This is a genomic window from Pseudomonas iridis (assembly GCF_017980685.1).
In the GTDB taxonomy this organism is placed as follows: Bacteria; Pseudomonadota; Gammaproteobacteria; order Pseudomonadales; family Pseudomonadaceae; genus Aquipseudomonas; species Aquipseudomonas iridis.
On the sequence record NZ_JACXXO010000004.1, the window covers coordinates 143,578 to 156,767 of the forward strand.

Genomic DNA, 13,190 nt, shown 5'->3' on the forward strand with positions numbered 1-13,190 from the left:
GCAACTGAAACTGCACCGGACGCAATCATGGCTGACCAAGAACTGAGCATCGTTACTCCGTCCATCGCCAAAAGCGCGACGATCGCCACCATCGGCAAGAGTTGGGGCTCCGTGGGTCCGACCGGTGCAGCGTCGTTCGAGCTGCCCATTCCTCTGTCGAGCGGATGGGGGGCCGCTCCGCAATTGTCCCTGACGTACAGCAGCCAGAGCGGTAACGGGCCGTTCGGTATCGGCTGGAGTCTGAAACTCAACCAGATCAGCCGGCGCACCCATCATGGCGTGCCACGCTATACCGAGCACGACGAGATCATCGGCCACGAGGGTGAAGTGTGGATGCCAGAGCTGGAAGCCGATGGCACGATCAAGTCGCGACTTGAATCGACCTACGACGGTAACGACATCGGCCCGCACCGCGTGGTGCGTTATTGGCCACGGGTTGAAAGCGACTTCGCCCTGCGCGAACACTGGCAGCGCATGCCCTCTGCGAAGGACGTCGCGGCGCCCGCGTTTTGGCTGATTCATGGCGCCGACGGCTCGCTGCACGTTTACGGCAAAACCGCCGCCTCACGTCGCGCCGACCCGGATGACCCTCTTCGCGTAGGCGCCTGGTTGCTCTGCGAGAGCATGACACCCCATGGCCAACACATTTGTTTCGTTTACAAAACCGATGATCACGATCCCGACCCGATTCATGACTACCGCGCCCAGCGCTATCTGGAACGAGTGTGTTACGGCAATTTCAAGGCGAGCACGTATCTGTTCGCCTGGACCGTGGAAGACCCGACCGATCTGGATTGGCAGTTTCAGCTGATTTTCGACTATGGCGAGCGCACGACGTCACTGAGCGAAGCTCCGGCGTATGACGCCGACACACTCCGGCCATGGCCTGTTCGTCCGGACCCCTTTTCGACATACGGACAAGGTTTTGAGATCGGCACTCGTCGACTCTGTCGGCAAGTGCTGATGTTTCATCAAAACCCCGCCAACCTCAGTGCAAAACCTCTGCTGGCGCGACGTCTGCTGCTGGAATACCAAACCCCGCAGAACGTCACTCAATGGGCCTACAGTCAGATCAACGCCGCGCACTATCAGGCTTTCGATGCCAGCGGCAAGGTCGAACACACGCCACCTGTGGAGTTCGACTATTCAACCTTCGAGATCAACAAAACCCCTCAGCGTTTGCTTGAGGCAGACCACCAGCCGGGCGTCGAAGATGGCGGGTTTTACCAGTGCGTCGACCTGCACGGCGAAGGCCTGCCGGGGTTTATCTGCCGTTATGACCAGGCCTGGTACTACCGCGAACCGCTGCGGGCAACGGCGGGAGGTGATGAAATCGACTACGGCCCCTGGACGGCGCTGACGCAGATTCCGGTGAGCGATCGTCACCGTGCGGTCCAGCAACTGCTCACCGACCTGACCGGTGACGGGCGTCTCGACTGGGTTACCGCGCAGCCGGGCAGCAGCGGTTTCCGTACGCTGAATGCGCAGCGCGACTTCGCCGATTTCCTCCCGTTCAACCGGTTCCCGCAGGAGTTTTTCAATACGCTGTCGACGCTGGGCGACTTGTGCGGTAATGGTCTGAGTTCGATTGCCCTGATCGGCCCGAATTCGGTGCGCCTGTACGCCAACCGCCGCGAAGAAGGCTTCGCAGCAGCACAGGACGTACCGCATGTACCGGCCGATGATCGTTTGCCCTTGTTCAGTCACTCACCGACTGAACTGGTGCTGCTCGGCAACCTGATGGGCAGCGACATGCCGGAGCTGTGCCGCATCCGCCATGACGAAATCCGCTGCTGGCCCAACCTGGGTCATGGCAGGTTTGGCGAGGGTCGCAAGATCAGCGCCCTGCCCTTCACGTATGAGCAATTCGACGCATCGCGGGTACGTCTGGCCGACCTCGATGGCTCCGGTGCAACGGCGTTGATCTATCTGAAGTCCGATTCGTTCGAGATTTATCTGAATCGCGGTGGCAATGGCCTGGAGCAGATTCCCGTCACCGTGCCTTGGCCCGAAGGCGTGCGTTATGACCGTTTGTGCCAGGTGAGCTTCGCCGACCTGCAAGGTCTGGGCTGTGCCAGTTTGATCCTGACAGTGCCGCACACCACACCGCAGCACTGGCGTTACGATTTCGTTTCGGCCAAACCCTATCTGTTGAGCGCCAGCAACAACAACATGGGTTGTAACACCCGCGTGGTCTACCGCAGCTCCGCTCAGGAATGGCTGGATGAAAAACAGCACATCCTCAAGCGCAAACGCCTGCCGGTTTCGCATTTGCCGTTCCCGGTTCCGGTGGTCGTCAGGCAACAGCAACTGGATGAGATCACCGGCAACTGCCTGACACAGCTGTTTGCCTGGCGTGAAGGCGTTTATGACGGCAAGGCGCGCGAATTTCGTGGTTTCGGTCTGTTGCAGCAAACCGACAGCGAAAGCGCCATTGGCACTGACGATGTCGGTTTCAGCGAGCCGGTGCGGGTGTTCACCTGGTTTCACACCGGGCAATCGATGAATCGCTCCCGCGAGCGCTATTTCAATCAAGACAAGGACGCCATTGCGCTGGGCGAGACGTTGTTCAGTCTCACGCCGCCCAAGGAAGAGTTCGATCAACCGATTGCCCCGCATGACGCTGATACCGACTACCAGATTTCCCGAGCGCTGGTCGGTTCGATCTCGCGTATCGAAACCTATGCCGACGCAGACGTGGATAAGCCAGGAATCGCCACACCTTTTGCGGTGCAAGAGCTGCGCTATCTGGTACGCGAAGTCCGCCCTCAGGGTCAGTACGCCGCTGCCGTTTTACTGCCGTTGACGCTGGAAAAAATCAGCTACCAGTACGATCGGTTTATCGACGATCCGCTGTGCCGTCACGAGGTCGGCCTGCGCTGGAACGAATACGGCTCGCCAACCCAGGCCCTGACCGTGAGCTATGCGCGCCGCCTGACAGACAAAAGCCCCCCACCCTTCAGCGATCCAGATGAGCAACAGTGGTGGCGCGACGCCCATGACGAAGCTCAGCAGTCGTATTACCTGAGCGAAACCCGTGCGCAGTACATTGACCTGATTGATTCTCAGCACTGGCGCCTGGGCTTGCCGTATCTGCAACGCGGTAATGCACTGGTGTTGCCCAAAGGCACACTGCCGACCGGCCTTTCGCCTGCGCAGGTATCTTTTGAAGAGCTGGGGCGCCACCAGGATTCGCCGCACTGGAATACCGGGCGGGTGTTGACCACCCAGTCCGTGCAGCGTTACGTGAAAACCGACGGCACACCACTGGCCGATGGCATTGCCGAATTCGAAGCACTGGCAGGCCCTCTGGAAATGGCGCAACTGGACCAGACGGCACTGGATGCCTACGACGTCCTGCCGCCACCGTTCAACATCCATACGGAACTGACCAGCATCGGTTATACGGCGATGCGGTTTCTGTTTGAGCCGCCTCCCCCGGCCGGGGCCGAACCTGCACTTTACTCCGCGCATTTCGGCTTTGCCGAGTACGCCGGCCTCGATGGTTTCTACAAAGTCCTGCGCTACAGCGAAACCCCCAGCCACGGCCACACCGAGGCCCGATACGACGACTACAACCTCGCTATCACCAGCGTCGTGTTGCCCGATGGCTGTACCACGCGCATCGTCTACGACTACCACGCCCTGCAACCGCAGAAAATCATCGACGCCAACGAGAACACTCAAGAGGCCATTTACGAACCTTCTGGCCAGCCGCTGGCGACCAGTTTCTGCGGCACTGAAAACGGTGAACGGGCAGGGTTCTGCCCGCTGAGTGAATACCAACGTCCCGAGGATCTGCGGCCGGACACGGCCATAGCCGATCCGGAGGGCGCGGTGCAAAAAGCCGCCAGCACCCTGCGCAAAGACTTGTTCAGCTGGATGGGGCAGATTTCCCTCAACGACAGCTCCAGCAGCGAATGGATCGCCAGCGGCTATCTACTGCCCAGCGGCCATATTCGGGCCAGCGCACGCCAGCGGCTCGCGCGTCGCAGCACGCTGAACGCGGCAGAACAGGCGTTGCTAGAAGCGATCACATCGGCCTGGCGCGAGCCTGTGCACAGCGTCGTGCTCAGCGCCGACCGCTACCCCTACGACGAGGTGAAGGCGCAAATCCAGATCATCAAGACTTGTGTCGACGGCTTCGGCCGAGCCCTGCAAACCCAGCAACTGGTTGACCCGGGCATGGCATATAAAGTGGTGAATGGTGCGCTCGTCATTGAGGATGGCAAATATGTCGAGGTATACGCCGACCCGAGGTGGCGTATCAGCGCTCGGGTCGAATACAACAACAAGGGCTTGACGGTCCGCGAGTATCGACCGCTTTTTGTCGATACCCATGGCTACGTCAACGACGAGTCACTGCACGAACGGGGCTATTTCGATCAACTGTGCTACGACCCGTTGGGACGCATGATCAAACTGATCGACGCGAAGGGCGACTTCTCTTGCGAGATGTATCATCCGTGGTACCGCACCAGCCTGGACTTCAACGACACCGCTGAAGCAGCAACGGGGAGCCTGCAACCGCGCTGATCACCCGCCAGGGTTACGACGTGACCGGGCGCAACGTGACGCAACAGGACCCGCGCTTGATCGTGCCGAACCTTGTGACGGCTTACGGGTTGGGCGGCCAGTTGCTGGAAGTTGAAGAGCTGACGCGGATTACCTGGGACTCCATGAATCAGCTGGAAAAAACAGGCCGATTACGACCTCTGGAGAGCGCTGTCGACGTGTCCACGCAAACCGTAGCCTTTGAACAACGAGTACGTTTTCGCGTCCCGATGAAAGCGCGCAAATCAGCCAGGCACTGAGGGTTACAGAAGTTTCAGTGTTCTTGTTTCTTGCGACGGGCGCCATGCTATGGTGCCCGCCCGACTCCTACCTTGCTCGCCCCCGTATGCCGCCGACTTCCCGTACCCTGCGTCTGTCGTTGTATACCCTGCTGATCATCGCCGGTGCGGCGCTTGCCGCAACGCTTGCCATCCGCCATGCCGAACGTCAGGCGCTGGAAGAAGACGCGGCCCGGGCCAACCAGCAACTGGCGCTCTATGCCAATTCGCTGCACACCCTGATCGACCGCTATCGCGCCCTCCCCGCCGTCCTGGCCCTGGACCCGCAATTGCGCTCGGCACTGGCCGGCCCCGTTGATGCCGAGTTACAAACGGCGCTGAATCTGAAACTGGAAAAGATCAACGGCGCGGCGCAGTCCTCGACCCTTGAACTGCTCGATCACACCGGCCTCGCCGTCGCCGCCAGCAACTGGCGTCTGCCCAGCAGCTATGTGGGCCACAATTATGGCTTTCGACCGTACTTCAGCCAGACCCGCACCCAAGGCACCGGGCGTTTTTACGCGGTGGGCGTGACCAGCGGAATTCCCGGTTACTTTCTCTCCAGTGCGGTGCTGGGCGACAACGACCAGTTCCTCGGGGCGATGGTGGTTAAACTGGAGTTTCCCGAACTTGAGCGGGAATGGAGCCAGGGCAACGACACCTTGCTGGTCAGCGATGCGCGCGGAATCATTTTTATCGCCAACCAGCCTGGCTGGCGCTATCGCTCGTTGCGCCCCTTGAGTGCCAGCGATCAGGCCGAAATCAAGACGACGCGTCAGTACGACAAACAGTCGCTGACGCCACTGACTCATCTGTCGTTGCGCCGCTTCGATGACAACAGCGACCTGCGCCGCGTCGAAGGCCCGCAAGGGACGGCGGACTATCTGTGGGAGTCGCTGCCACTGACCACCGAAGGCTGGACCCTGCATCTGCTGCGCCACCCGCAAGTGGCTTTCGAAGACCTGCGCAACGCCGGCCTCGCGGCTGCCGGCGTATGGCTGGCGCTGGTGTTTTTGTTGCTGTTCCTCAATCAGCGCTGGCGCCTGTCGAAGGTCCGTCAACGCAACCGCGAAGAACTCGAGCAACTGGTCGAAGAACGCACCCGCGAGCTGCGCACTGCGCAAGAAGGCCTGGTGCAGTCAGCAAAACTCGCCGCCCTCGGCCAGATGTCCGCCGCTTTGGCCCATGAAATCAACCAGCCGCTGACCGCTCAGCGCATGCAACTGGCGACTTTGCGCCTGCTGCTCGACCATGGCCGCGTCGATGACGCCTACAAGGCCCTGAAGCCGGTGGACGAGATGCTCACGCGCATGGCCGCCCTCACCGGTCACCTGAAAACCTTCGCACGCAAGAGCCCCGGGGGGTTGCGCGAGCGTCTGGATCTGGCGACGGTGGTCGATCAATCCCTGCAATTGCTCGACGCGCGCCTGCGCGACGAACAGGTCAGCCTGGTGCTGCACCTGACCCGCCCGGCGTGGGTGCGCGGTGATGCGATCCGTCTCGAACAGGTGTTGATCAACCTGCTGCGCAACGCCCTCGATGCCATGCAGGGCAAACCGTGCAAGCGCCTGGAAATTCGTCTGCAAGCCGACGAGCAATTGTGGCGTCTGAGCGTCATCGATAATGGCGGCGGCATTGCCGAAGAGCATCTGGGCCAGGTGTTCGACCCGTTCTTCACCACTAAACCTGTAGGGGACGGCCTCGGTCTGGGGCTGGCGGTATCCTTTGCCATCGTGCACGAATCCGGCGGCCGTCTGAGCGTCGAGAATGGCGACAGCGGTGCAACGTTCATCCTGACTTTGCCGATTGATCTGGAGGCACACAACTGATGCTCAACTCGGTGATGGTGGTCGATGACGAAAGCAGCATTCGCAGTGCCGTCGAGCAGTGGCTGAGCCTGTCGGGATTCGAGGTGCAACTGTTCAGCCGCGCCGAAGAATGCCTCGCCGCCCTGCCCGCGCATTTTCCCGGGGTGATCCTCAGCGACGTGCGCATGCCCGGCCTTAGTGGCCTGGAACTGCTGGCCGAGGTGCAGCGCCGCGACGCCGACCTGCCGGTGATTCTGCTCACCGGGCATGGCGATGTGCCGATGGCGGTCGAAGCGATGCGCGACGGTGCCTACGACTTTCTGGAAAAACCGTTCAGCCCGGAGACCTTGCTCGGCAGCCTGCGCCGGGCGCTGGAGAAACGCAGGCTGGTCCTGGAAAACCGCGCCCTGCACGAGCAGGCCGATAACCGCGCCAAACTCGATTCGACGTTGCTCGGCGTGTCCCGTGGCTTGCAGACGTTGCGCCGGCAGGTATTGGATCTGGCAGCGTTGCCGGTCAATGTGTTGATCCGTGGCGAGACCGGCAGCGGCAAGGAACTGGTTGCGCGTTGCCTGCATGACTTCGGCCCGCGGGCGGACAAACCGTTCGTGGCGCTCAACTGCGCGGCGATCCCTGAACAGCTCTTCGAAGCCGAGCTGTTCGGCCATGAGAGCGGCGCGTTTACCGGGGCCTCCGGCAAGCGCATCGGCAAGCTGGAATATGCCGATGGCGGCACGCTGTTTCTCGATGAAATCGAAAGCATGCCGCTGGCCCAGCAAGTGAAATTGTTGCGCGTATTGCAAGAGCAGAAGCTTGAACGACTGGGGTCGAACCAGAGCATTCGCGTGGATTTGCGGATTGTCGCGGCGACCAAACCCGACTTGCTCGACGAGGCGCGTGCCGGGCGTTTCCGCGAAGACCTCGCGTATCGCCTCAACGTTGCCGAGCTGCGTTTGCCACCGCTGCGCGAACGCCGCGAAGACATTCCGTTGCTGTTCGAATCATTTGCCCAGAGTGCGGCGCAGCGCCTGGGCCGCAGCTTCCCACCGTTGACGGCTGCGCAGTTGAGTCATCTGCTCTGCCATGACTGGCCGGGCAATGTGCGCGAACTGGCGAACGTCGCCGAGCGGCAGGTATTGGGTCTGGATGAACCGGCACCGGGGATTGATCCGGGGCAGTCGCTGGCGGCGCAGCAGGAAGCGTTCGAGGCGCAGTGCTTGCGCGCGGCACTGACGCGGCACAAGGGTGATGTAAAAGCGGTGCTTGAAGAGCTGCAACTGCCGCGGCGTACGTTCAATGAAAAGATGCAGCGGCATGGGTTGAGCCGGGAGATGTTTTTGCTGGAGTGAATGCGGCTTGGGATTTTCGGTGTGGCTGAAAACCAGCCCCTCACCCCCGCCCTCTCCCAATGGGAGAGGGGAAAAGGGAGCAGATTTGTGTTGATTGGGAATCTGCATTCATCTTCGAAATTTCAGGTCGGCGTTGGTCGCACAAACACCTCGTTCAGTCCCCTCTCCCTCCGGGAGAGGGTTAGGGTGAGGGGCTTGTGATCTTCGCTGCAGTAAGCGGAAATCCGCTCAAGCGCTCCACACCATAAGCAACAATCCGCGCACCCAACCCCGCCAACCCTTCTAAACCGCCCCTCTCCCCGTTGGCACAGCTCCTGCTATAGCCCCCGCAGGCTGCGTTTTAACGCGCTCCACAAAAACAATTAAACGAAGGATCCTTCAATGGATAACTCCAACGCCCTGCCACTTGGGTCGGCTGCCGCGCCGGCCAAAGAAAGAACCACCGCCAGCCGGATCAAATCGATCTTCAGCGGTTCCGTTGGCAACATGGTCGAGTGGTACGACTGGTACGTCTATGCCGCCTTCTCGCTGTACTTCGCCAAGAGCTTTTTCCCTGCTGGTTCCTCCACCGCACAATTGATGAACACCGCTGCGATCTTCGCCGTGGGCTTTCTGATGCGCCCGATCGGTGGCTGGCTGATGGGCCTGTACGCTGACAAAGTCGGGCGCAAGAAAGCGTTGATGGCCTCGGTGTACCTGATGTGCTTCGGCTCGCTGATCATCGCGTTGAGCCCCAACTACGCCACCATCGGCATCGGCGCGCCGATCCTGCTGATCTTCGCCCGTCTGTTGCAAGGCCTGTCGGTCGGCGGCGAGTACGGCACCTCCGCAACGTACCTGTCGGAAATGGCGACCAAGGACCGTCGCGGCTTCTTCTCCAGCTTCCAGTACGTGACCCTGATTTCCGGCCAGCTCATCGCCCTCGGCGTGTTGATCGTGCTGCAACAGACGCTCACCACCGAGCAGTTGTACGCATGGGGCTGGCGCATTCCGTTTGCCATCGGTGCGCTGTGTGCAGTGGTCGCGCTGTACCTGCGTCGCGGCATGGAAGAAACCGAGTCGTTCACCAAGAAAGAGAAGTCCAAGGAAAGCGCAATGCGCACCTTGATGCGTCACCCCAAGGAGCTGGCCACCGTGGTTGGCCTGACCATGGGCGGTACGCTGGCGTTCTACACCTACACCACCTACATGCAGAAGTACCTGGTGAACACGGTCGGCATGAGCATCTCCGACTCGACAACCATTTCTGCCGCCACGCTGTTTTTGTTCATGTGCCTGCAACCGATCATCGGTGGCCTGTCGGACAAGATCGGTCGTCGTCCGATCCTGATCGCCTTCGGTGTGCTGGGCACGATTTTCACCGTGCCGATCCTGATGACTCTGCACACCATCCAGAGCTGGTGGGGCGCGTTCTTCCTGATCATGGCGGCGCTGATCATCGTCAGCGGGTACACCTCGATCAACGCGGTGGTCAAAGCCGAGCTGTTCCCGACTGAAATCCGCGCCCTGGGCGTCGGCCTGCCATACGCACTGACCGTGTCGATCTTCGGCGGCACCGCCGAATACATCGCGCTGTGGTTCAAGAGCATCGGCATGGAAACCGGTTACTACTGGTATGTGACGGCGTGCATCGCTGTGTCGTTGCTGGTGTACATCACCATGAAGGACACCCAGAAGCATTCGCGGATCGTCACTGACTGATTGACTGACTGAACGTCACGCAAGATCAAAAGATCGCAGCCTTCGGCAGCTCCTACAGGGGTTGTCGGAGGCTGCGATTTTTTGTTACCGGCGATTAATCACCGGTTAATTCTGCCTCGGCATCCTGTGCCTACCTGATCGATTACCTGCGCGACGTTCGCTCCTGATGATGGAAGCCATTAAATGCGTCGCCCTTAACATCAAGTTAATCGATAGTTTTTAGCATTATTTTGCGCTTTTTAATCAATTTAGTTGGCGTAGCATGAAACCCATGCAAGACACACCCGCCAACGAATCTGGAGTAACGAACATGAAAACCAAACTGATCCTCGCCCTGACCCTGTCCGTACTGGCCGCCAACACCTTTGCTGCCGACGGTTTTGATCGCACTGGCTCGGCCGTTGCCGCCGATGGCTACGACCGCACAGGCTCCGCCACTGTTGCTGCTGACGGTTACGACCGCACTGGTTCCGCCACTCTTGCTGCTGACGGTTATGACCGTACCGGTTCCGCCACTGTTGCTGAAGATGGCTATGACCGGACTCAATCCGCTTCCATCAGTTAAACGCCGCTGTACAGCGCACAGCCCGGCTTCGGCCGGGCTTAGTCATTTCTGGAGGATGGCAATTTTATGAAATCACTGGAGAACCTGTGGGAGCTGGCTTGCCAGCGATGGCGGACTGTCAGCCGACATTAACGCCGCATGAAAAAATGCCATCGCTGGCAAGCCAGCTCCCACAGATTGCTCATTAAATGGAATATCTGTGGCTGACTGGAAATTGCCTCAATGTGCTTGCACTATTAGCCGCCAGCCCCAGCCCCTCAGGAACACACGCCATGCCCGATGACATCCACTTCTACGAACCCGCCAACGGCCACGGCCTGCCGCACGATCCGTTCAACGCCATCGTCGGCCCGCGTCCCATCGGCTGGATTTCCTCGCAGGATGCCAACGGCCAGTTGAACCTGGCGCCGTACAGCTTCTTCAACGCCTTCAACTACATTCCGCCGATCATCGGCTTCTCAAGCGTCGGGCGCAAAGACAGCCTCAACAACATCGAGCAGACCGGTGAATTCGTCTGGAACCTCGCCACTCGCCCGCTGGCCGAACAGATGAACCAGAGCTGCGCGATGGTCGCGCCAGAGGTCAACGAATTTGAACTGGCAGGCCTGACGACGGTGGCGTCGAGAGTGATTTCAGTGCCACGCGTCGCCGAAAGCCCGGTGTCCTTCGAGTGCAAGGTCACGCAGATCATTCAATTGCAGCGCGCTGATGGCGAGACAGTACCGAGCTGGCTGATCCTCGGCGAAGTGGTCGCCGTGCACATCGCCAAGTGGCTGTTGAAAGACGGGGTCTACGACACCGCCGCGGCAGAACCGATTCTGCGCGGCGGCGGGCCGGCGGATTATTTCCAGTTGGGGCCTGAAGCCCTGTTCAAGATGTGGCGTCCGGGCGCGGCGAAGTAACGAATTACCAGATCAACTCGGCGTCTTCGGTGACGCCCTTGAGGCGGTCCAGCTCATTGATGGCGGCCTCATCGGCCGCGATGGCGCCGGGGAACACCTGATCTTCCAGCAGTTTGTGAAAGCGTGGCGCACCGCCGTCGACCAGGGCCTTGACCGCGATTGCCGCGTAATAGCCCTTGTTGCCACCCAGCTCGACGGGGACAACTGCGGATACTGCTTCGAAGTGTTCGAACTCTTTACGTGCCATGTCGCAAGTCCTGGCTCAGTCAATTAAGCCGGACATTAAACCCTCAACCGACGAGTTTGTGTATCGGTGCTGAACACTGGCCGAGCGCCTGTGCCGCCGAGACATCCTTGAAGGTGTGGAAATCCAGACTGTTGACCACCAGCTCCTGCACCAGCTCAGCGAAGATTTCCATCGCCGGACTGTTGAAGTAAGCGGTCATCATCTGCTGATTGCTCCAGAAACCGGAAACCAGCCACAACTCGGGATCACACTGCGAATGCTGCAAGGCAAAGCTCAGGCAACCGGGGGCGGCACGAGAAGGATCGATCAACGCGCTCAGGCGCACACCGAGTTCGGCCGAGCGTCCGCTGCGCGCTCGTACGAAGGCCATATGACTGACGGGAATCTGCTTGGACATGTTCAACCCTCCCAGGGAGTTGCGTGGCAGCCGGGGGGAGGCTGCGACAGGATCCAAGGTTAAGGCGCGGGCGCGAGGTGCCGTTAGTCGATTCCTGCCGCCCTGTTGCACAATCCTGCGAGACTTGCCTGAACATCAAACCACGCACGTACCCTGTAGGAGCTGCCGAAGGCTGCGATCTTTTGATCTTATAAACAAAAATCAAAAGATCGCAGCCTTCGGCAGCTCCTACAAGCAAGGGGCGAAGCGTGTGACGTGAATATCGCGGTGCAGAATCAGGCAAGCATTTGGCAGGATGTGTCTACCGCTGGCGCTTGCACAAACATATGCTCTGCTCCATTCCCCCTCCCTTGCCGAGGATGCCGTGCATGACGTCATTCGATCGTTTTCAAGCCGAACCCAGTGCTGACATGGAAAAGCAGCGTGCGGAACTGGCGGCGATCATCCGCCGCAACACCACCGACGATGGCAGCTATCAGACCGCTGTCGGTTCGCTGTTCATGTCGCGCCACACCCGATCCCACGACTTCGCCCCGGTGCTCGCGCAACCGGCGCTGTGCATCATGGCGCAAGGGCGTAAAGAGGTGCGGCTGGCCGATGAGTTCTTCAATTACGACCCGCTGAATTACCTGGTGGTCTCGGTTTCGATGCCGTTGAGCGGGCGAGTGGTTAACGTGTCGCCTGAAGAGCCGATCCTGGCCGTACGCCTGGATATCGACCCGGCGGAAATCACCGCACTGATCGCCGACGCCGGCCCCATGGCCGTGCCGACCCGGCCGACCGGGCGCGGCTTGTATGTCGAGAATATCGACAGTGCGATGCTCGATGCGGTGCTGCGTCTGGCGCGTTTGCTCGATACACCGAAAGACATCGCCATGCTCGCGCCGCTGATTCGCCGGGAGATTCTCTATCGCCTGTTGCGCAGCCCGCAGGGTCATCGCTTGTATGAGATCGCGATTGCCAACAGCCAGAGCCATCGCATCAGCCAGGCGATCAAGTGGCTCAACGGCAACTTTGAACAGCCGCTGCGTATTGATGATCTGGCCAAAGAAGTGAACCTCAGCGTCTCGACCTTGCATCACCGTTTTAAAGCGATGACAGCGATGAGTCCGCTGCAGTATCAGAAGCAGTTGCGCCTGCAAGAGGCGCGGCGCTTGATGCTGGCCGAGGGGCTGGAGGCTTCGGCGGCGGGGTATCGGGTGGGGTATGAAAGTCCGTCGCAGTTCAGCCGTGAGTACAGCCGATTGTTTGGGGCACCGCCGTTGCGGGATCTGGCGCGGTTGCGGCTTTCGGTGTGACCGTCACAAGCCCCTCACCCTAGCCCTCTCCCGGAGGGAGAGGGGACTGAATGGGGGATATTTCAGAACTACACCGACCTGAAAGTGCTTC

10 protein-coding genes are annotated in these 13,190 nt (G+C 60.0%); 8 read left to right on the plus strand and 2 right to left on the minus strand.

Annotated features, from left to right (window positions below; translation table 11 throughout):
- Positions 1–27 precede the first annotated feature (27 nt).
- The 7 genes from IEQ42_RS09875 to IEQ42_RS09905 all read left to right on the plus strand — a co-directional run bounded on the left by IEQ42_RS09875 (position 28) and on the right by IEQ42_RS09905 (position 11,157).
- Entirely contained in the window at positions 28–4,536 is a 4,509-nt protein-coding gene (locus IEQ42_RS09875) for a SpvB/TcaC N-terminal domain-containing protein (RefSeq protein WP_210703382.1), read from the plus strand.
- A gap of 20 nt (positions 4,537–4,556) precedes the next feature.
- On the plus strand, positions 4,557–4,814 hold the full coding sequence (locus IEQ42_RS09880; RefSeq protein WP_210703383.1) for a hypothetical protein: 258 nt from the start codon (positions 4,557–4,559) through the stop codon (positions 4,812–4,814).
- 86 nt (positions 4,815–4,900) lie between these two features.
- Entirely contained in the window at positions 4,901–6,661 is a 1,761-nt protein-coding gene (locus IEQ42_RS09885) for an ATP-binding protein (protein WP_210703384.1), read from the plus strand.
- A complete protein-coding gene (locus IEQ42_RS09890; protein WP_210703385.1) occupies positions 6,661–7,989 on the plus strand; it encodes a sigma-54-dependent transcriptional regulator in 1,329 nt (442 codons plus the stop codon). The genes IEQ42_RS09885 and IEQ42_RS09890 overlap by 1 nt, the downstream gene beginning before the upstream one ends.
- A 381-nt stretch (positions 7,990–8,370) precedes the next feature.
- Positions 8,371–9,690, plus strand: a complete 1,320-nt coding sequence (locus IEQ42_RS09895; protein WP_042560683.1) for an MFS transporter — start codon at positions 8,371–8,373, stop codon at positions 9,688–9,690.
- A gap of 310 nt (positions 9,691–10,000) precedes the next feature.
- Entirely contained in the window at positions 10,001–10,255 is a 255-nt protein-coding gene (locus tag IEQ42_RS09900) for a hypothetical protein (RefSeq protein WP_210703386.1), read from the plus strand.
- A gap of 272 nt (positions 10,256–10,527) precedes the next feature.
- Positions 10,528–11,157 carry a flavin reductase family protein gene (locus IEQ42_RS09905; protein WP_210703387.1) on the plus strand — a complete coding sequence of 210 codons (630 nt, stop codon included), beginning with the start codon at positions 10,528–10,530 and terminating at the stop codon, positions 11,155–11,157.
- 4 nt (positions 11,158–11,161) lie between these two features.
- Here IEQ42_RS09905 and IEQ42_RS09910 read toward each other — a convergent pair whose 3' ends face one another.
- Together IEQ42_RS09910 and IEQ42_RS09915 are read right to left on the minus strand one after the other, a co-directional pair.
- Positions 11,162–11,404 (minus strand): hypothetical protein, encoded by a 243-nt coding sequence (locus tag IEQ42_RS09910; protein ID WP_042560686.1) that lies wholly within the window; start codon positions 11,402–11,404, stop codon positions 11,162–11,164.
- Between the two features lie 43 nt (positions 11,405–11,447).
- Entirely contained in the window at positions 11,448–11,801 is a 354-nt protein-coding gene (locus IEQ42_RS09915; protein ID WP_210703388.1) for a putative quinol monooxygenase, read from the minus strand.
- A gap of 368 nt (positions 11,802–12,169) precedes the next feature.
- On the opposite strand from IEQ42_RS09915, the gene IEQ42_RS09920 reads away from it, so the two are divergent.
- Positions 12,170–13,099, plus strand: a complete 930-nt coding sequence (locus IEQ42_RS09920) for an AraC family transcriptional regulator (RefSeq protein ID WP_210703389.1) — start codon at positions 12,170–12,172, stop codon at positions 13,097–13,099.
- Positions 13,100–13,190 lie beyond the last annotated feature (91 nt).